Source organism: Saccharopolyspora oryzae, from assembly GCF_027853915.1.
GTDB classification, from domain to species: domain Bacteria; phylum Actinomycetota; class Actinomycetes; order Mycobacteriales; family Pseudonocardiaceae; genus Saccharopolyspora; species Saccharopolyspora oryzae.
Genome location: NZ_JAQGLA010000018.1, coordinates 1 through 17737, shown reverse-complemented (window position 1 = coordinate 17737; position 17737 = coordinate 1). Strand labels below are relative to the sequence as shown.

The window sequence follows — 17737 nt, the reverse complement described above, 5'->3', positions numbered from 1 at the left end:
CCCCTCGACTGGGTCAGGACTGGGCGTGGAAGGCGGCGACGGCCTTCTGGTAGCTCTGCTCGTCTCCGTCGAGGAACTGGGCGCGAAACGCCTCCCAGGCCTCGGGTTTCGCGCTGGCCGCGTAGTGCCGCTGGAACGCCTCGTCGCGACCGTAGTCCGGTGCGCAGCTGGTGAAGTGCGCGCCGTTGGGGGTCTCCACCACGCCGTCGGTGAGGGTCCGGTTGAGCAGCAAGGTCTGCGGCGGACCGTTCTCCAGCAGGCGCTCGGTCGGCACGATCTCCTCGCAGCTGACGTAGCTGCGCTGCGCCGCCGCGCACATCAGGTCGTCGAAGTACGGGTCCGGACCGAGGTACTGGGCGTTGCCGAAGCGGTCCGCGCGGTTGAGGTGCACCAGCGCGACGTCCAGCTTCAGCGCGGGCATCGCGACCAGTTCCTCGCCGTCGGCGTACGGCGAGGTCACCGTGCGCAGCTCCGGGTTCAGCGCCATCACGTCCGAACCCAGGCCCGCGCGCGTCGGCAGGAACGGCATCCGGGCGGCCGCAGCGCGCAGCCCGGCGAGCACCATGCCCTCGTCGTACTCGGCCACCTCCAGCGCGCCGGACTGCCGGGCGGCGCGGAAGTGCGGGTCGAGCGGGATGGAGTCCAGCGAGACGAAACCGTGCACCAGCTTGCGGACCTTGCCCGCGGCGCAGAGCAGCCCGACGTCCGGGCCGCCGTAGGAGACCAACGTCAGGTCCCGCACCGGGGACCGCAGGATCGCGCGGACCAGTGCCATCGGTTTGCGGCGCGAGCCCCAGCCGCCGATGCCGACGGTCATGCCGTCGGTCAGTTCGGCGGCCACCTCGTCGGCGGTGAGCACCTTGTCCTGCACTACGACTCCTTCGTCTGTCCGTTGTGGACGAAATCGGCGCGGGCCCGGTCGCTGACCCCGGTCAGGTTGAGCTCGAAGGTGAAGCCCTGCTCGAGCCGGTAGCTGCGGTTGACGTCGACCGGATCGATGCCGTTGAGCGATTCCTTGGCCTTGCGGATCACCAGCGGTTCCTTGGCCGCGATCTCCTCGGCCAGCGCCTCCGCCGCGGCGGACAGCTCGTCGCGCGGTACGACCTGCCACACCGAGCCGAAGTGCAGCAGCTGCTGCGCGGTCACGGAGCGGCCGGTGTAGAACATCGCGCGCATCGTGTGCTGCGGCACCAGCCGGGACAGGTGGGTCGCGGCGCCGAGCGCACCGCGGTCCACCTCGGGCAGGCCGAAGGTGGCGTCCTCGGAGGCGATGATGATGTCGGAATTGCCGACCAGCCCGATCCCGCCGCCCAGGCAGAACCCGTGCACCGCGCTGATCACCGGCACCGGGCATTCGTAGACGGCCTTGAACGCCGCGTAGCAGCCGTGGTTGGCCTCCACGAGCTTGGTGTGACCGGGATCGGCGGCGATCTCCTTGATGTCCACGCCGGCGTTGAAGCCGCGTCCGGCGGCTTGCAGCACCACGGCGCGGGTCTGCGGATCGGCACCCGCGGTGGTGAGGGCCTCAGCGAGTTCGTGCCAGCCCTGCACCGGTAGTGCGTTCACCGGGGGGTGGTCGACCGTCAGGACCACGATCCCGCTGGATCGGCGTTCGATGTGCGTGCCCATGACACCTGCCAAACCTAGCACTTGTTTGGTTGGGTTGTTACCGTAGCAACATCCGAGGACAACCCGCCAGCACCGGAGTGCGCCGGGTTCAGCGCCTCGGCCCGGAGCGTCTGATGTGGACAGGAGGCAGCAGGTGATCTGCGCAGGCAGGGTCGTCATCATCACCGGTGCGGGACGCGGACTCGGGCGGGCGCACGCGCTGGAATTCGCCCGGCAAGGCGCGCACGTCGTGGTCAACGACATCGGGGTCGGGCTCGACGGCAGCGGCGGCGACGAGCAGCCGGCCCAGCAGGTCGTGGCGGAGATCCGCGCGATGGGCGGGCAGGCCGAGGTGCACGGCGCCGACGTGTCCGACTGGGAGCAGGCCCAGGAGCTGGTGGCCTTCGCGGTCGAGCGCTTCGGCCGGCTGGACGTGCTGGTGAACAACGCCGGCGTGGTCCGCGACCGGATGTTCGTCAACCTCTCCGAAGCCGAGTGGGACCAGGTGATCCGCGTCCACCTCAAGGGCCACGCGGCCACCATGCGCCACGCCGCCCAGCACTGGCGCGACCGGTCGAAGGCGGGGGAGCAGGTGCAGGCCCGGGTCATCAACACCACCTCGGGCGCGGGACTGCTCGGCAGCGTCGGGCAGACCAACTACGCGGCGGCCAAGGCCGGGATCGCCGCGCTGACCATCAACACCGCGGCCGAACTCGCCCGCTACGGGGTGACCGTCAACGCCATCGCCCCGTCGGCGCGGACCCGGATGACCGAGGACGTGTTCGCCGACATGATGGCGCGGCCGGAGGACGGATTCGACGGCATGGCACCGGAGAACGTCTCCCCGCTGGTCGCCTGGCTGGGCAGCGCGGAGTCCGGCGACGTGACGGGCCGGGTGTTCGAGGTCCAAGGCGGCGAGCTGACCGTGGCGACCGGCTGGGACCGCGGCCCGTCCCGCGATGCGGGACGTCGCTGGCAGGCGGGGGAAATCGGTGCGGCGGTCCGCGAACTGCTCGCCGAAGCGCCCGAACCGGCTCCGGTCTACGGCGCGTGAACGGTCTGCTGTGGATGTTTCCGCAGGTGGTCGTCCGTGAGTACTTTGGGTTGCTGGAGCAGCCCAAAGTGCTCACGGGTCTGAGCCGCCGGAAAGGTCCGCAGTGCCGCCGGCTTCCGGGTTAGGCTTCGCGGAAGGACATTCCGAACGGCTGGAGGTCAGCGGTGAGCGACGGTGCGGTGGAAGCCAGGCACGCCTGGATCGAGCCAGGGGTGTTCGAAGTGGCTCCGGGCGTGCACCGGATTCCGCTGCCGCTGCCCAACGACGGTCTGCGCGCGGTCAACGTCTACGCCATCGAGGACGAGGACGGGCTGGTGCTCATCGACTCCGGCTGGGCGCTGGACGAAGCGCGCGGCCAGCTCGAATCGGCGCTGGGCCAGATCGGGTACGGCTTCGAGGACATCCGGCGCTTCCTGGTCACCCACGTGCACCGCGACCACTACACCCTCGCGGTGACGCTGCGCCGCACCTTCGGCTCGCAGATCAGCCTCGGCGCGGGGGAGCAGCCGTCCCTGGACGCGATCCTGGCCGGTGACCAGGAGGCCGAAGCGGAGCGACTGCGGCGCTGGGGCGCCGGGGATCTGCTGGCCAAGCTCGCCGAGGCCTACGGCGGGAAGGCGCCGAAGACGCGCAGCCCTTACGAGCTCCCGGACGAGTGGCTGGACGGCAAGGTCGAGGTACCGCTGAAGTCCCGCACGCTGCTCGCCGTGCCGACGCCCGGCCACACCGCCGGGCACCTGGTGTTCCTGGACTCGGCGTCCTCGCTGCTGTTCTCCGGCGACCACATCCTGCCGCACATCACGCCGTCCATCGGCGTCGAACCGGCGCGGCCCGAGCTCCCGCTGCGCGACTACATGGATTCGCTGCGCCTGATGCAGTCCTACCCGGACATGCGGCTGCTGCCCGCGCACGGACCGGTCGGCGGCAGCTCGCACAGCAGGATCACCGAACTCCTGCAGCACCACGAAGAACGCCTGGAGCAGACAGCCGGCACGATCCGCGACGGCGCGGGCACGTCCTACGAAGCGGCGCTCAAGCTCGGCTGGACCCGCCGCAACCGCGACTTCGCGGACATGGACCTGTTCAACCAGGTCCTGGCCGTCGGCGAGACCAACGCCCACCTCGACGTCCTGGTCACCCGAGGTGTCCTCACCGTCACCACCCACGAGGACGGCATCCTCGAGTACGCACCCGCCAAGTGAGCCCCCGCTCGGTGTCGATTTCGCACGAAATTGACACCGACCGGGCTCAGGCCAGCAGCAGGCGGACGGTGAGTTCGAGGCGGTTGGAGACGTCGGAGGCGGAGGCCCGCCGGGTCACCCAGGCGACCAGGTTGGACAGCCAGACGTCGCCTATCACCCGGGCGATCGCCTTCTCCTCCTCGGTCGGCTCGCCTTCGGTCATGGCGTTGGTGAAGAAGCGCTCGACGAGCGCGGCGACCGTGTCCACTTCGGCCGCCGCGGAGGTGTCGGCGAACATGAACGCGCGGGTCATCGCCTCGGTCAGCTGCGGGTTGCGCTGCAGCGAGCGGGTGGTGCGGTTGAGCACGAACATGACCCGCTCGTAGGTGGTGTCCCCGGGGATCTTGGTCCGGTCCAGCTTGTCCTGCGCGCGCTCGAACTCCCTGGCCAGGCCGGTCACCAGCAGGTGGACCTTGGACGGGAAGTAGCGGTAGAGCGTGCCCAGGGCGACGTCGGCCTTCTCCGCCACGGTCCGCATCTGCACCGCGTCGTAGCCGCCCTTGGTGGCCAGCGCGATGGTCGCATCGATGATCCGCTTGCGGCGTTCGTGCTGAGCCGTGGAACCGGACTCGTCGTCCCGCAGCGCCTGCAGGACGTTTCGCGAGGTGCTTTCCATGCCGCGTGGGTCCCCTCGAAGTCTGGTTGTCGAAAACCGCGTGTTCGTCGCCACGCGGCCAGTCGCCCCACCACCCTCACGGGTTAAGGTGATCGACGTGGTTCGATCAGAACATGTTCCAGTCTACCCAGTCCGCGCGCCGCGGGCTGTGTGAGGTGAGCCGTGCGGATCGCGTTGCTGTCCTACCGGAGCAAGCCGCACTGCGGCGGGCAGGGCGTCTACGTCCGGCACCTCAGCCGGGGGCTCGCTGAGCTGGGGCACCACGTCGAGGTGTTCTCCGGGCAGCCGTACCCCGAGCTGGATCCGGGCGTGGACCTGACCGCGGTGGACAGCCTCGACCTCTACAACGACGCCGACCCGTTCCGCACCCCGAACTGGCGCGAGCTGCGGGACGGCATCGACCTGCTCGAGGTCGGCACGATGTGGACGGCCGGCTTCCCCGAACCGCTGACCTTCAGCCTGCGCGCGGCCAAGCTGCTGCGCGCCCGCGCCCACGAGTTCGACGTGGTGCACGACAACCAGTGCCTCGGTTACGGGCTGCTGGGCCTGCAGCGCGCGGGAATTCCGCTGGTCGCGACCGTGCACCACCCGATCACCCACGACCGCCGGGTCGACCTCGCCGACGCTACCGGCTGGCGCCGCCTCGGGCTGCGCCGCTGGTACGGCTTCACCCGCATGCAGGCCAGGGTGGCGCGCCGGATCCCGCACCTGCTGACCGTTTCGGAATCCTCGGCCACCGACATCCGGAGCGACTTCGGCGTTTCCCCGCAGCAGCTCCAGGTGGTTCCGCTCGGCGTCGACGCCGACGTGTTCAAGCCGCCGACCGCACCGCGCGTTCCGGGCCGCATCGTGGCGATGGCCAGCGCGGACACCCCGATGAAGGGCATCGGCACGCTGCTGGAAGCCGTCGCCAAGCTGCGCACCGAGCGCCAGGTGGAACTCGTTCTGGTCGCCAAGCCGATCCCCGGCGGACCCACCGAGCAGCTCATCGACGAACTGGCCATCAACGACACGGTGCGGACCGTGAGCGGCATCAGCGACGCCGAGCTCGCCGAACTGCTCGGATCCGCCGAAGTCGCCAGCGTTCCGTCGCTGTACGAGGGGTTCTCGCTGCCCACGGTGGAGGCGATGGCCTGCGCGACGCCGCTGGTGGCCAGCCGCGCCGGGGCGATCCCGGAAGTCGCCGGCGCCGACGGCGAGTGCGCCGACCTGGTGCCGCCGGGTGACGCGGAAGCCTTGGCCACCGCGCTGGCCCGGCTGCTCGACTCGCCGGAGCGGCGGCAGCGGCTCGGCGAGGCCGGCCGGGCGCGGGTGCTGGCGAAGTACGACTGGAAGTCGGTGGCAGCGGCCACGGTCGACTGCTACGCGGAAGCGATCGCGCGCACCCCGCGCGCACGGAAGGGAGCAACGCTTTGCTGACGGTGGACTTCGACAGGCTCGGCGTGCAGGCGGGGCAGCGGGTGCTGGACCTGGGCTGCGGCGCGGGGCGGCACGCCTTCGAGCTCTACCGCCGCGGCGCGGACGTGATCGCCTTCGACCAGGACGTCGCGGAGCTGGAGAACGTGGCGGCCATGTTCGGCGCGATGAAGGCCGAGAACCAGGTCCCCGACGGCGCCAACGCGCAGACCGTCTCCGGTGACGCCCTCGCCCTGCCGTTCCCCGACGAGCACTTCGACGTGGTCATCGCCTCGGAGATCATGGAGCACATCCCCGAGGACGAGAAGGCCATGCGCGAGCTGGTGCGCGTGGTCAAGCCCGGCGGGCGCGTCGTGGTCACCGTGCCGCGCGCCTGGCCGGAGAAGATCTGCTGGATGCTCTCCGACGAGTACCACCAGGTCGAGGGCGGGCACGTGCGCATCTACAGCGCCGACGAGCTGATCGGCAAGCTCACCGATGCGGGCCTGCGCCCGGCGTTCCACCACTACGCGCACGCGCTGCACTCGCCGTACTGGTGGATCAAGTGCGCCGTGGGCACCGACAACGACGACCACCCGCTGCCCAAGGCCTACCACAAGATGCTGGTGTGGGACCTGATGAAGGGCCCGTGGCTGACCCGCACCGCGGAACGGCTGCTGGACCCGGTCATGGGCAAGAGCATCGCGGTCTACCTGGGCAAGCCGGGAGCGGCCCGTGCGGGGGCCTGAAGTCCCCGGCGTGCTTTCGGCCGACCAGGCCGTGCAGACCGGGCGGGCCATCGCGGCGACCCAGCTGGAGTCCGGTGCGATCCCGTGGTTCGTCGGCGGGCACGTGGACCCGTGGGACCACGTCGAATCGGCGATGGCGCTGTCGGCGACCGGTCTGCTGGCCGAGGCCGAGCGCGCGTACGAGTGGTTGCGCACGACCCAGCGCGCGGACGGATCGTGGCCGCTGCAGGTCCGCGACGGCCGGGTCGAGGACGCCGGGGCGGACACCAACTTCTGCGCCTACCCGGCGGTCGGCGTGTGGCACCACGTGCTGATCAGCGGTGACGACGCGTTCGCCGAGCGGATGTGGCCGGTGGTGCGCACCGCGATCGACTTCGTGCTCACCGCGCAGCGGGAGCGCGGCGAGATCGACTGGGCCATCGGCGAATCCGGGATCCCGACCGGTGAGGCGCTGCTGTCCGGCTGCTCGAGCATCCACCACAGCCTGCGGTGCGCGCTGGCGCTGGCCGAGCACCTGGACCAGCCGCAGCCGGGCTGGGAGGTGGCGCTGGGACGGCTCGGCCACGTCATCCGGCACCACCCGGAGGCGTTCACGCCGAAGACCCGCTACTCGATGGACTGGTACTACCCGGTGCTCGGCGGTGCGCTGCGCGGCGAAGCCGGGCGCAAGCGGCTGTTCGAGCGCTGGTCGGACTTCGTGGTCGACGGCCTCGGGATCCGCTGCGTGGACGACCACCCGTGGGTCACCGGTGCGGAGACCTGCGAACTGGTGCTGAGCCTGGAAGCGGTCGACGAGTACGACCGCGCCCGCGAGCTGCTGGCCGCGATGCAGCACTTGCGCGATCCGGACGGTTCGTACTGGACCGGCCTGGTCTACGCCGACAACAAGCGCTGGCCGGAGGAACGCTCCACCTGGACCGCGGGCGCGATGGTGCTGGCGGCCGACGCCCTGTCCCGAACCACGCCGGGCAATGGCATCTTCCGAGGCGAGAAGCTCCCCTCGGGCCTCCCGGTGGAGAACGCCACCTGCTGCGAACTCGAGAACGTCTCCGGCACCTGACCCCCGCACCCGCGTGCCCGCATCGCCGTCCGCGCCACGGGCTTCCGCAAATTCAATGGAAATCAGACCTCCGATTTCCATTGAATTTGCGGACCTCGTCCACGGCACCAGCTGGTCCCGACACGCCTCGGCATGTCGTGTCCCGACACGCCGGGGGACCGCAGTTTCAATTGAAACTGCAGATCCCACCCACGCCTGAGCGCAGTTTCAATTGAAACTGTGGTCCGCGGAGTGGGAAGGTGCCCCGGGTGGGGGAGTGCGGGTCAGGGGAGGGAGCCCGGTTCTCCGGTGGTTCGGCGGAGGACTCGGAGGGAGCCGGTGACCCGGATTTCCTCGAAGGATCCCGTTTCCAGGGCTCGGCAGTAGATGCGGTAGGGCGCTTGGCCGCCGTCCTCGGGGTTCGGGAAGACGTCGTGGATCACCAGGACGCCGCCGGGGGAGACCCAGTGCGCCCAGCCCTCGTAGTCGGTGGTGGCCGCCGCATCGGTGTGCCCGCCGTCGATGAACAGCAGCGACAGCGGGGTGCGCCAGAACCCGGCGACGTCGCCGGAGCGGCCGACGATCGCGGTGACCTCGTCCTCCAGCCCGGCCCGGGCGATGGTTCGCCGGAATTCGCCCAGCGTGTCCAGCTTGCCGACCAGCGGGTCGACCAGGCCCGGGTCGTGGTACTCCCAGCCGGGCTGGTGCTCCTCGGAACCGCGGTGGTGGTCGACGGTGACGACCCTGCCGCCGGTGTGCCGGGCGGCGGCGCCGAGGTAGATCGAGGACTTGCCGCAGTAGGTGCCGATCTCCACCGCCAGCCCGGTGCCCAGGTGCTCCAGCGCGGTTTCGTAGAGGGCCTGGCCCTCGTCGGCGGGCATGAACCCGGTGGCCTGCTCGGCGAGCTCGCGAAGCCCGTCCGGGATCGGTGGGTGTTGCGGGCGCTCGATGGCCGATCCCTGCGTCACTGGTGCTCCTTCGCGATGGGTTTCCGTGCGCCCCGAGACTACCTCCTGAACTGTCCAGTTCCGGTAGAAGCTGTTCTACGAATCGCGCCCTGGCGCCGTCCGCGCGGGTGCTCCGCCGCCATCCGCCAGCGGCGTGGTTTCTCGCGAAAACGACTGCCCGGCGGGGGCGAACGGGAGTGGGACCGGGGCTTGCTTCTGGGTGGGTTCGGAGGTATCACTAGAACAAGTTTCACTTCGTGGTCTAGGTGGGGCGGGGATGATGGACTTCGCGTTCGAGGAAACGCAGCAGGACATCCAGGAACTGGCTGCTCAGGTGCTGCGGCGCGAATCCCGCGGCGGTGATGGAACGAGTTTCGACGCCGCCGCGTGGAAGGCGCTGGACGACGCGGGTCTGCTCTCCTTGGCGGTTCCGGAGCGGCTGGGCGGCGCCGGGCTCGGAGTGCTGGAGACCGCGGTCGTGCTGACCGAGGTCGGTCGGGTCGCCGCCGACGTGCCGGCGTTGAGCGCGCTCGCCTTCGGCGTCCTGCCCGTCGTCAGGCACGGCACTCCGCAGCAGCAGGAGGAGCTGCTCGGCGACAAGCAGCTGACCGCAGCTCTCAACGAACCGTCGTCGCCGATGCCCGGCCACCCCCGAACCGCGATGGACGGCCAGAAGGTGTCCGGGACGAAGACCGGAGTGCTGCACGCCGATCGAGCGCACCGGCTCCTCGTTTCGACGACGACCCCGGACGGTCCGGCAGTGGCGCTGGTCGATCCGGCGGGGCCGGGCGTCACCTTGCACCGGACCCGCACTTCGTCGGGATTCGAGTGGACGGTCCGGTTCGACGAAGCCCCGGCAGAACTCCTCGGTGGCGCAACCGCCCTGGCCGACCTGCACGCCTGCGCGATCGCTGGCATCTGCGCGATCGGCGACGGCGCGGTCGCCGGGGCCCTGGCGCTCACCGCCGAGCACCTGCGGACGCGGCACCAGTTCGGCAAGCCGCTGGCCGCGTTCCAAGCCGTCGCCCAGCAGGTCGCCGACGCCTACGTCGCCGCCCGCACCCTGCACCTGGCCGCGCTCTCCGCGTGCTGGCGGCTGGGGTCCGGGCTCGACGCCACCGAGGACCTCGACATCGCCGCCTGGTGGCTGGCCGAGGAGGCCCCCGCGATGCTGCGCACCTGCCACCACCTGCACGGCGGTCTCGGCCTCGACATCACCTACCCGCTGCACCGCTACTCGTCGCTGATCGCGGACCTGGCCCGGCTCGTCGGCGGTGCGCACCACCGCCTGGACGAGCTCGCGGTACGAGCCTGAAACGAGGTGTCGATGTTCATCGAACTCACCGCCGAGCAGCGCGCGCTCGAAGCCGAGCTGCGCGACTACTTCAGCGGGCTGGTCACGTCCGAGGAGCGCGAGCAGCTGGCCGTCGACCGGCACTGCCAGGCGCATCGCGACGTCGTGCGCCGGATGGGGCGCGACGGCTGGCTCGGCGTGGGCTGGCCGGTGGAGTACGGCGGGCGGGGGTTCGGCGACGTCGAACAGCTCATCTTCGCCAACGAAGCCGCCCGCGCGGACGTGCAGCTGCCCGCGGTGACGCTGCAAACGGTGGGGCCGACGCTGCAGGCCTACGGCACGCCGGAGCAGAAGGAGTTCTTCCTGCCCAAGATCCTTGCGGGCGAGATCCACTTCGCGATCGGCTACACCGAACCGGACGCCGGCACCGACCTCGCCTCGCTGCGCACCACGGCGGTGCGGGACGGCGAGAACTTCCTGGTCAACGGGCAGAAGATCTTCACCACCGGGGCGCACGACGCCGACTACATCTGGCTGGCCTGCCGGACGAATCCGGACGCGCCCAAGCACAAGGGCATCTCGATCCTGATCGTCGACACCACCGACCCCGGCTACTCGTGGACGCCGATCATCACCTGCGACGGCGCGCACCACGTCAACGCCAGCTACTACCAGGACGTGCGGGTGCCCGCATCGATGCTGGTGGGGGAGCTGGACCGGGGTTGGCGGCTGATCACCACGCAGCTCAACCACGAGCGGGTCATGCTCGGCCCGGCCGGCCGCATCGCGGGCCTGCGCGAACGGGTGCACGCCTGGGCCGCCGCCCGGACCGCTCCGGGCGGAACGCCGCTGCTCGATCTGCCCGATGTCCGCCGGGTGCTGGCCCGGGCGCGCGCGGAGGAGCGGGTCAACGAGCTGCTGAACTGGCAGGTCGCCGCGGCCGCGGCGCACGGGCCGGTCGCGATCGCGGACGCTTCGGCGACCAAGGTGTTCTCGTCCGAGCGCATCCAGGACCTGGGACGACTGCTGGCCGAGGTGGTAGGCAGGCACGGCGATCCGTCCGATGCGGACACCGCGGACCTGCTGTCCTGGCTGGACGTGCAGTACAAGCGAAACCTGGTGCTGACCTTCGGTGGCGGGGTCAACGAGGTGCAGCGCGAACTCATCGCCACCGCCGGGCTCGACCTGCCCCGAGTGCCCCGCTGAGCCGGAGGGAACATGACCAGCTCGATCACCGACGCCGCTCACCGCATCCAGGAGCGCGGAGCCAGCGCACCGCGGGCCGCGCGCGATCCGGTCAACCTGCCGATGATCAACAACTGGGTGGAGGCCATCGGCGACCAGAACCCGGTCTACACCTCCGAATCGGCCGCTGCCGAATCCGTCCACGGTGGACTGGTCGCGCCGCCGGCGATGGTGCAGGTGTGGACGATGGGCGGGCTGAACCCGCAGCGGGATCCCGATGATCCGCTGTACGCGATGATGGCCGAGCTCGACGAGGCAGGGTTCACCTCCGTGGTGGCGACCAACTGCGAGCAGACCTACCACCGGTACCTGCGGCACGGCGAGCAGCTCAGCGTGTCGACCAAGCTGGACAGCGTGGTCGGGCCGAAGACGACCGCGCTCGGCGAGGGCTGGTTCGTCACCACCCGCAACACCTGGTTCGCCGGCGACGAACCGGTCGCCGAGATGCTGTTCCGGGTGCTGAAGTTCCGCCCACCGGAGCAGAAACCCGAGGAGCCGAAACGGGAAACCGGTGCGAGCGTGATCCGGCCGGCCATCGGCGCGGACACGGCCTACTTCTGGGAAGGCACCGCGGCCGGGGAACTGCGCATCCAGCGCTGCGGGCAGTGCGGGCTGCTGCGGCACCCACCGGGACCGATGTGCCCGGAATGCGGTGCCACCAAACGGATCCACCTGGTGTCCGAAGGGCGCGGCGAGGTCTACAGCTACGTCGTGCACCACCACCCGCCGGTACCGGGCAAGGAACTGCCGCTGGTGGTCGCCCTGGTCGAACTGGACGAAGGGGTGCGCGTGCTCGGCGAACTGCACGGCGTGGCACCGGACGAGGTGGAGATCGGCCAGCGGGTCAGGGTCGACTTCCAGCGCATCGACGAAGAGCTGACGCTGCCCATCTGGCGGCCCGAGCCGACGGAGGGTTCATGACGCTCGCACGGACTCGACTGCTGGGAGAGGTCGCCATCGGCGACTCCCTCCCGGAGGAGAACATCGAGGTCAGCCCGACGTTCGTGGTCAGCACCGCGATCGCCACGCGGGACTTCCAGGACGTCCACCACGACCGCGACCTGGCGGTGGCCAAGGGGTCGAAGGACATCTTCATCAACATCCTCACCACGACCGGGCTGGTGCAGCGCTACGTGACCGACTGGGCCGGCCCGGAGGCGCTGGTGCGCGGCGTGGCGATCAAGCTCGGCGTGCCCTGCTACGCCTACGAGGTGCTGACCATGCACGGCCAGGTGCTGGAACGCGACGGATCGGTGCTGGTGGTGGAGGTGCTGGGGCGCAACAGCCTGGGCACGCACGTCAGCGGGACGGTTCGGGTCGAACTGCCGGAGGTGGCGGGATGAGCGAGTTCTCCGGCCGCGCGGCGGTCGTGGGCATCGGAGCCACGGAGTTCTCCAAGGACTCCGGGCGCAGCGAGCTGCAGCTGGCCGCCGAGGCGGTGCGCACCGCGCTCGCCGACGCGGGACTGGAACCGTCCGATGTGGATGGTCTGGTCACCTTCACCATGGACACCAACACCGAGGTCGCGGTGGCGCGGGAACTCGGCGTCCCGGAGCTGAGCTTCTTCAGCCGCATCCACTACGGCGGCGGCGCGGCCTGCGCGACGGTGCAGCAGGCCGCGATGGCGGTCGCGACCGGGATGGCCGAGGTGGTGGTCTGCTACCGGGCGTTCAACGAGCGGTCCGGGAACCGGTTCGGGCAGGTGCAGACCGCGCTCGCGGGCGCGCCCACCTCGACCGGCCTGGACAACAGCTGGACCTATCCGATGGGGGTGGCCACGCCGGGTGCGCAGGTCGCCATGTTCGCCCGCCGGTACATGCACGCATACGGTGCGACCAGCGAGGACTTCGGCCGGGTTGCGGTGGCCGACCGCAAGCACGCCGCGACCAACCCGAACGCCTGGTTCTACCAGCGCCCGATCACCCTGGCCGACCACCAGGCGTCGCGCTGGATCACCGAACCGCTGCGGCTGCTGGACTGCTGCCAGGAGAGCGACGGTGGCGTCGCGATCGTGGTGACCAGCCCGGAGCGGGCGCGCGACCTGCCGAACCCGCCGGCCCTGGTGGCTGCGGCGGCGCAGGGCAGCGGGGCCGACCAGTTCACCATGACCAGCTACTACCGCGAGGACCTCACCGCGCTGCCGGAACTCGGCGTGGTCTCCCGGCAGCTGTGGCAGCAGTCCGGGATCGGGCCGCAGGACGTCCAGGTCGGCATCCTCTACGACCACTTCACCCCGTTCGTGCTGGTGCAGCTCGAGGAACTGGGCTTCTGCGGACGTGGCGAGGCCAAGGACTTCATCGCCGACGGCGCGATCGAGCTGGGCGGACGGCTCCCGCTGAACACCCACGGCGGCCAACTCGGCGAGGCCTACATCCACGGCATGAACGGCATCGCCGAAGCGGTCCGCCAGATCCGGCGCACGGCGGTCAACCAGGTCCCCGACGTCGACCACGTCCTGGTCACGGCAGGAACCGGAGTCCCCACCAGCGGCCTGGTCCTGTCCGCGGCGTGAAGATCTGCAGTTTCAATTGAAACTGCAGACCCCGGCGTTGGGGGAGTCGCACGGATCCCACGATGTGGACCGCAGTTTCAATTGAAACTGCGGGTTCCAGCCACGGCGGATCACAGTTTCAATTGAAACTGCGGTTCGGTCAGCAGGCTTGGCCGCACTTGATGCAGATCAGGCCTCCGCCTTGCTTGGGCATCGGGGCGTGGCCTCCGCCTTGCGGGCATTCGTCCATGCGCAGGACGGCCGTGCTGTTGCTGGGCGGTGTGGTCCAGGTCCGGGAACGTGCGAGTTCGTCCTGGAGTACGCCGCTGACACCCATTGGTTCGCTCCTGATCATCGTGCTCTCAGGACTTCACGTCGGCTGAGATCGCGTCGAAGAAAAGGTGCAAATGGTCGGTCTACCGGGGGATTCCCCGTTCGCGGCGATCCAATCCGAGAGCTGATCGATCGGGTGATGCCGGGTCAGGACAGGGCGTCGAGGCCCCGGTGCAGAGTGGCGCGCAGCTGTTCCCGCAGCTCGTCGGAGGTGTCGACGGTGAACTCGACGTCGAGGGCGGCCAGCGCGGCGATCTGGCGGGTGATGCGGGACAGCGAGTCCTCGCCCAGTTCGACGGTGCAGTCGTTGACACCTGTGGGCGTCACCCGGCTGGGCAGCAGCGGGTGCAGGTGTTCGCGCACCACCTCCGCGGGAGCTTGCGCTGAAACCTGCGCGGTGTAGCGGTAGGGCGCGTCGGCGATGGAGCTGCGCAGGTAGTCCGCGGCGCTCTCGGCGGGGAGTTCGCGGGGTTCGAAACGGCGTCCGGTGGCCAGCGGGTCCTGCAGGCGGTCGAGGCGGAAGGTGCGCCAGTCGTCGCGCTCGGGATCGAAGGCGATCAGGTACCAGAGCCCGACGACGGCTACGACGCTGTGCGGTTCGACCCGTCGGGGTTGCGCCGCGCCATCGCGCTTGACGTAGTCGAACGACAGGACTTCGCGGTCCCGGCAGGCCGCGGCGGCGGTGGCCAGCGTCGCCGCGTCGACCTGCGGGCCGTCGCGCACCACCATCGGCACCGTGGCGCCCGAGACGGCCGCCACCCGGGCGCGCAGCCGGGCCGGGAGCACCTGCTCCAGCTTGGCCAGCGCGCGGATCGAGCTCTCCTCGATGCCGGTGATGCTCCCGCTGGCCGCGGTGAGCAGGCCGGCCGCCACCGCCACGGCTTCGTCGTCGTCGAGCAGCAGCGGCGGCAGGTTCTTCCCCGACTCCAGCCGGTATCCGCCGGCGGTCCCGGTGGTGGAGGAGACGGGGTAGCCGAGCTCGCGCAGGCGGTCGATGTCGCGCCGCACGGTGCGGCCGGTGACCTCCAGGCGGTCGGCGAGTTCGGCACCGGACCACTCGCGCCTGCTCTGCAGCAGCGACAACAACCGGAGCAGCCGGGCGGGCAAAGTCGTCATAACCCCATTATCGCGTCCATTAGGACAAGATCTGTCCGGAAGGTGTTCTAGGGTCGTCATCATGAACGACTTCTCCGCGTTGACCACCAACGGCCCAGTCCTGTCCCCTTCCGACGAGCACTTCGACACCGAACGCTCCGGGTTCCAGACCTTCCGGGGGCGTCGACCGAACGTCGTGGTCGGGGCGACCGGTGCGGACGACGTGCGGGCCGCGGTGGCGTACGCGGTGGAGCGGGGTTTGGCCGTCGCGGTGCAGAGCCAGGGCCACGGGGTGCCCGCCGAGGTGGACGGTGGCGTGCTGATCACCACCAACCGCATGAGCGAGGTGCGGATCGACGCCGAGCGCCGGACGGCGTGGTTCGAGGCGGGAGTGCAGTGGGGATCCGTCGTCGAGGCGGCGGCGGAGTTCGGGCTGGCGCCGCTGTCCGGCAGCGCCCCGCACGTCGGCGCGGTGTCCTACACCTTGGGCGGCGGGATCGGGCACCTCGCGCGGCGCTACGGCTACGCCGCCGACCACGTGCGGGCCATCGAGATCGTCACCGCCGACGGGCAGCTGCGCCGGGTCACCGCCGAGTCCGAGCTGTTCTGGGCCCTGTGCGGTGCGGGCGGCAATTTCGGGGTCGTGACCGGCATGGAGGTCGACCTGGTTCCGGTGGCCGAGCTCTACGGCGGGGCGCTGTACTTCGACGCGCACCAGATCGAGGACGTGCTGACGACCTGGCAGCGGTGGACCCGGGACCTGCCGGAGGAGATGACCTCCTCGGTCGCGCTGGTGCCGTTCCCGGACATCCCGGCGCTGCCGGAACCGCTGCGCGGGCGCCACGTCGCGCACGTGCGGATCGCCTACGCCGGCGACGCCGAGGAAGGGGAGCGGCTGGTCGAACCGTTGCGCGCGATCGGGCCGCGGCTGATCGATTCGGTGCGCGTGATGCCGTACCGCGAGGTCGGCTCGATCTGCAACGACCCGACCCAGCCGATGCCGTACGTGACGACCAACGCGATGCTGCGCGACTTCGACGACGCGGCGATCAAGACCCTGCTGGACCTGGTCGGCCCGAACGCACCGCAGCGCTGCGTCGTCGAGGTGCGCCACCTCGGCGGTGCCCTGTCGCGGCAGGCGGAGAACTGCGTCGGGAACCGGGACGCGGCCTACGTCTTCGGGCTGAACTCCAAGGTCGACGAGGACACGGTGGACGCCGCCAACGCGCTGCAGAACCTCGTGATGGACGAGATGCAGCGCTGGTCGACGGGCGGTCGCTGCCTCAACTTCCTCGCCGGCGGCAGCGCCAACCCCGACGACGTCCGGGCCTCCTACGACGCTCCCGACTACGAGCGCCTCCGCGCCATGAAGGCGGCTTACGACCCCCGCAACACCTTCCGCCTGAACCACAACATCCCCCCGGCTTGACCCCGGAGCAGGTGGTGCCGGTTCCTCGAAGATCGGCACCACCCCGGGTCAGTCGTAGGTGACGCGGACCCGGTCGGTGATGGGAAGCGACTGGCAGGCGAGGATGATGCCCTCGTCCAGGTCCTCCTGCTCCAGGACCTCGTTCTGGACCATCTTGACCTCGCCGCTCTCGATGCGGCAGGCGCAGGCGCTGCACGCTCCTTCCCGGCAGGAGAACGGGGCCGCGACGTCGTTGTCCAGCAGGAGGTCGAGCAGGCGCTTCTGGCGCGGCCAGCGGAGTTCGTGGCGCTCCCCGTCGAGGTCGACCTCGACGGTCGCGTCCGCTGACCCGTCGGCAGGTTCGCCCCGGGCCGGCTCGGCGTTGGTCGCCTCGGCCGGAGCAGGTTCGGTGCTGGAATCCGTTGCGGCGGAAGCGGACTTGCGCTTCTTGCGCTCGAACGGGTTCCGCTTGAGGGAGACGAAGCGCTCGATGTGGGTCCGTGCGCGGGGGACGTCGAGCTCGCGGAGCGCTTCCTCGGCGGTGTCCATGAAACCGCCCGGGCCGCACACGAAGCACTCGCGGTCGGCGAACGGCCGGACCAGCTCGCGCAGCGTCGCTGCCGTCGGCAGGCCCTGGACCGATTCCAGCCAGTGCACGACCAGCAGGCGATCCGGGTACCGGGCCACCAGTTCCTGGAGCTCGGCGGCGAAGATGACCGAGTCCTGGTGCTGGTTGGCGTAGACCAGCGCGATGCGGCCGGTTCCGGCGGCCAGCACGGACTTCGCGATGGACATCACCGGCGTGATGCCGCTGCCGGCGGCCAGCAGCAGCGAGTCCTCGTCCAGCGAACCCGGGACGAACGCGCCACCAGGTGGCAGCACGTCCACTTCGGACCCGGCGACCACGTTGTCGCACAACCAGTTCGAGCCGTAGCCGGCCCGCTTCACCGTCACCTTCATGGCGTCGTCGACGTGCGGGGAGCTCGACAGCGAGTAGCTGCGCGCGACGGACCCGGTTTCGTCGCTGGGAATCCGCAGGGTCAGGAACTGGCCCGGGCGGTAGGACCAGTCCGGTGGTGCCTCGAACACCAGCGACCGGCTGTCGCCGGTCTCGTCGACGACCGCGACAACCCGCAACCGGGCAGGCTCAGGCATCACTGGCTCCTAGAGATTTCTGGGTCGTGAGTGCGTAACAGTGTTCGAACACTGTTACGCACTCACG

Annotated in this window: 17 protein-coding genes; 11 read left to right on the top strand and 6 right to left on the bottom strand. The window is 70.2% G+C overall.

Features of this window, described 5'->3' with window-relative positions; genetic code table 11:
• Positions 1–13: 13 nt before the first annotated feature.
• Together OU415_RS14455 and OU415_RS14450 are read right to left on the bottom strand one after the other, a co-directional pair.
• Positions 14–871, bottom strand: coding sequence for a CoA transferase subunit A (locus tag OU415_RS14455; protein ID WP_270949253.1), 858 nt, complete (start codon positions 869–871; stop codon positions 14–16).
• On the bottom strand, positions 871–1629 hold the full coding sequence (locus tag OU415_RS14450) for an enoyl-CoA hydratase family protein (RefSeq protein WP_270949251.1): 759 nt from the start codon (positions 1627–1629) through the stop codon (positions 871–873). Before OU415_RS14450 ends, OU415_RS14455 begins: the two co-directional genes overlap by 1 nt.
• 136 nt (positions 1630–1765) lie before the next feature.
• Here OU415_RS14450 and OU415_RS14445 point away from each other — a divergent pair, with 136 nt between their 5' ends.
• Together OU415_RS14445 and OU415_RS14440 are read left to right on the top strand one after the other, a co-directional pair.
• The gene (locus tag OU415_RS14445; protein WP_270949319.1) at positions 1766–2662 is read left to right on the top strand and encodes an SDR family oxidoreductase; all 897 of its coding nucleotides are present in this window, start codon (positions 1766–1768) and stop codon (positions 2660–2662) included.
• A gap of 164 nt (positions 2663–2826) precedes the next feature.
• Positions 2827–3864, top strand: a complete 1038-nt coding sequence (locus tag OU415_RS14440; protein ID WP_270949249.1) for an MBL fold metallo-hydrolase — start codon at positions 2827–2829, stop codon at positions 3862–3864.
• A gap of 46 nt (positions 3865–3910) precedes the next feature.
• On the opposite strand, the gene kstR is transcribed toward OU415_RS14440, so the two are convergent.
• Positions 3911–4519, bottom strand: coding sequence for a cholesterol catabolism transcriptional regulator KstR (gene kstR / locus OU415_RS14435; protein ID WP_270949248.1), 609 nt, complete (start codon positions 4517–4519; stop codon positions 3911–3913).
• A 162-nt stretch (positions 4520–4681) separates the two neighbouring features.
• Here kstR and OU415_RS14430 point away from each other — a divergent pair, with 162 nt between their 5' ends.
• Genes OU415_RS14430 through OU415_RS14420 form a run of 3 tightly spaced genes read left to right on the top strand, consistent with a single transcriptional unit; the run spans position 4682 to position 7723 of the window.
• Complete coding sequence (locus OU415_RS14430) at positions 4682–5938, top strand: glycosyltransferase family 4 protein (RefSeq protein ID WP_270949247.1); 1257 nt, start codon at positions 4682–4684, stop codon at positions 5936–5938.
• 2 nt (positions 5939–5940) lie between these two features.
• Positions 5941–6663, top strand: coding sequence for a methyltransferase domain-containing protein (locus tag OU415_RS14425; RefSeq protein ID WP_270949318.1), 723 nt, complete (start codon positions 5941–5943; stop codon positions 6661–6663).
• Positions 6650–7723, top strand: a complete 1074-nt coding sequence (locus OU415_RS14420; protein ID WP_270949246.1) for a prenyltransferase — start codon at positions 6650–6652, stop codon at positions 7721–7723. Before OU415_RS14425 ends, OU415_RS14420 begins: the two co-directional genes overlap by 14 nt.
• Before the next feature lie 263 nt (positions 7724–7986).
• Here OU415_RS14420 and OU415_RS14415 read toward each other — a convergent pair whose 3' ends face one another.
• The gene (locus tag OU415_RS14415; protein WP_270949245.1) at positions 7987–8670 is read right to left on the bottom strand and encodes a class I SAM-dependent methyltransferase; all 684 of its coding nucleotides are present in this window, start codon (positions 8668–8670) and stop codon (positions 7987–7989) included.
• A 259-nt stretch (positions 8671–8929) separates the two neighbouring features.
• Here OU415_RS14415 and OU415_RS14410 point away from each other — a divergent pair, with 259 nt between their 5' ends.
• From OU415_RS14410 to OU415_RS14390, 5 genes are read left to right on the top strand one after another with little or no spacing between them, the layout of a single operon-like run.
• Positions 8930–9964, top strand: coding sequence for an acyl-CoA dehydrogenase family protein (locus OU415_RS14410; RefSeq protein WP_270949317.1), 1035 nt, complete (start codon positions 8930–8932; stop codon positions 9962–9964).
• A gap of 12 nt (positions 9965–9976) precedes the next feature.
• Positions 9977–11149, top strand: a complete 1173-nt coding sequence (locus OU415_RS14405; RefSeq protein WP_270949243.1) for an acyl-CoA dehydrogenase family protein — start codon at positions 9977–9979, stop codon at positions 11147–11149.
• Between the two features lie 12 nt (positions 11150–11161).
• Entirely contained in the window at positions 11162–12109 is a 948-nt protein-coding gene (locus OU415_RS14400; protein WP_270949242.1) for a bifunctional MaoC family dehydratase N-terminal/OB-fold nucleic acid binding domain-containing protein, read from the top strand.
• Entirely contained in the window at positions 12106–12531 is a 426-nt protein-coding gene (locus OU415_RS14395; RefSeq protein ID WP_270949241.1) for a MaoC family dehydratase, read from the top strand. The genes OU415_RS14400 and OU415_RS14395 overlap by 4 nt, the downstream gene beginning before the upstream one ends.
• Positions 12528–13700 (top strand): lipid-transfer protein, encoded by a 1173-nt coding sequence (locus tag OU415_RS14390; protein ID WP_270949240.1) that lies wholly within the window; start codon positions 12528–12530, stop codon positions 13698–13700. Before OU415_RS14395 ends, OU415_RS14390 begins: the two co-directional genes overlap by 4 nt.
• Positions 13701–14159: 459 nt before the next feature.
• On the opposite strand, the gene OU415_RS14385 is transcribed toward OU415_RS14390, so the two are convergent.
• Positions 14160–15128 (bottom strand): helix-turn-helix transcriptional regulator, encoded by a 969-nt coding sequence (locus OU415_RS14385; protein ID WP_270949239.1) that lies wholly within the window; start codon positions 15126–15128, stop codon positions 14160–14162.
• Between the two features lie 61 nt (positions 15129–15189).
• Between OU415_RS14385 and OU415_RS14380 the strand changes: the two genes are divergently transcribed.
• Positions 15190–16536, top strand: coding sequence for an FAD-binding oxidoreductase (locus tag OU415_RS14380; protein ID WP_270949238.1), 1347 nt, complete (start codon positions 15190–15192; stop codon positions 16534–16536).
• A 48-nt stretch (positions 16537–16584) separates the two neighbouring features.
• Here the strand turns inward: OU415_RS14380 and OU415_RS14375 are convergent, their stop codons facing one another.
• Positions 16585–17670: a ferredoxin--NADP reductase gene (locus tag OU415_RS14375; RefSeq protein WP_270949237.1), complete on the bottom strand. Its 1086-nt coding sequence runs from the start codon at positions 17668–17670 to the stop codon at positions 16585–16587.
• Between the last annotated feature and the right edge of the window lie 67 nt (positions 17671–17737).

What these genes read in the sequence shown, in the direction of transcription:
- OU415_RS14450 (WP_270949251.1), bottom strand. Translation starts at nt 1,629, where the DNA reads ATGGGCACGCACATCGAACGCCGATCCAGCGGGATCGTGGTCCTGACG.
- kstR (WP_270949248.1), bottom strand. Translation starts at nt 4,519, where the DNA reads ATGGAAAGCACCTCGCGAAACGTCCTGCAGGCGCTGCGGGACGACGAG.
- OU415_RS14410 (WP_270949317.1), top strand. Translation starts at nt 8,930, where the DNA reads ATGGACTTCGCGTTCGAGGAAACGCAGCAGGACATCCAGGAACTGGCT.
- OU415_RS14405 (WP_270949243.1), top strand. Translation starts at nt 9,977, where the DNA reads ATGTTCATCGAACTCACCGCCGAGCAGCGCGCGCTCGAAGCCGAGCTG.
- OU415_RS14400 (WP_270949242.1), top strand. Translation starts at nt 11,162, where the DNA reads ATGACCAGCTCGATCACCGACGCCGCTCACCGCATCCAGGAGCGCGGA.
- OU415_RS14395 (WP_270949241.1), top strand. Translation starts at nt 12,106, where the DNA reads ATGACGCTCGCACGGACTCGACTGCTGGGAGAGGTCGCCATCGGCGAC.
- OU415_RS14390 (WP_270949240.1), top strand. Translation starts at nt 12,528, where the DNA reads ATGAGCGAGTTCTCCGGCCGCGCGGCGGTCGTGGGCATCGGAGCCACG.
- OU415_RS14385 (WP_270949239.1), bottom strand. Translation starts at nt 15,128, where the DNA reads ATGACGACTTTGCCCGCCCGGCTGCTCCGGTTGTTGTCGCTGCTGCAG.
- OU415_RS14380 (WP_270949238.1), top strand. Translation starts at nt 15,190, where the DNA reads ATGAACGACTTCTCCGCGTTGACCACCAACGGCCCAGTCCTGTCCCCT.
- OU415_RS14375 (WP_270949237.1), bottom strand. Translation starts at nt 17,670, where the DNA reads ATGCCTGAGCCTGCCCGGTTGCGGGTTGTCGCGGTCGTCGACGAGACC.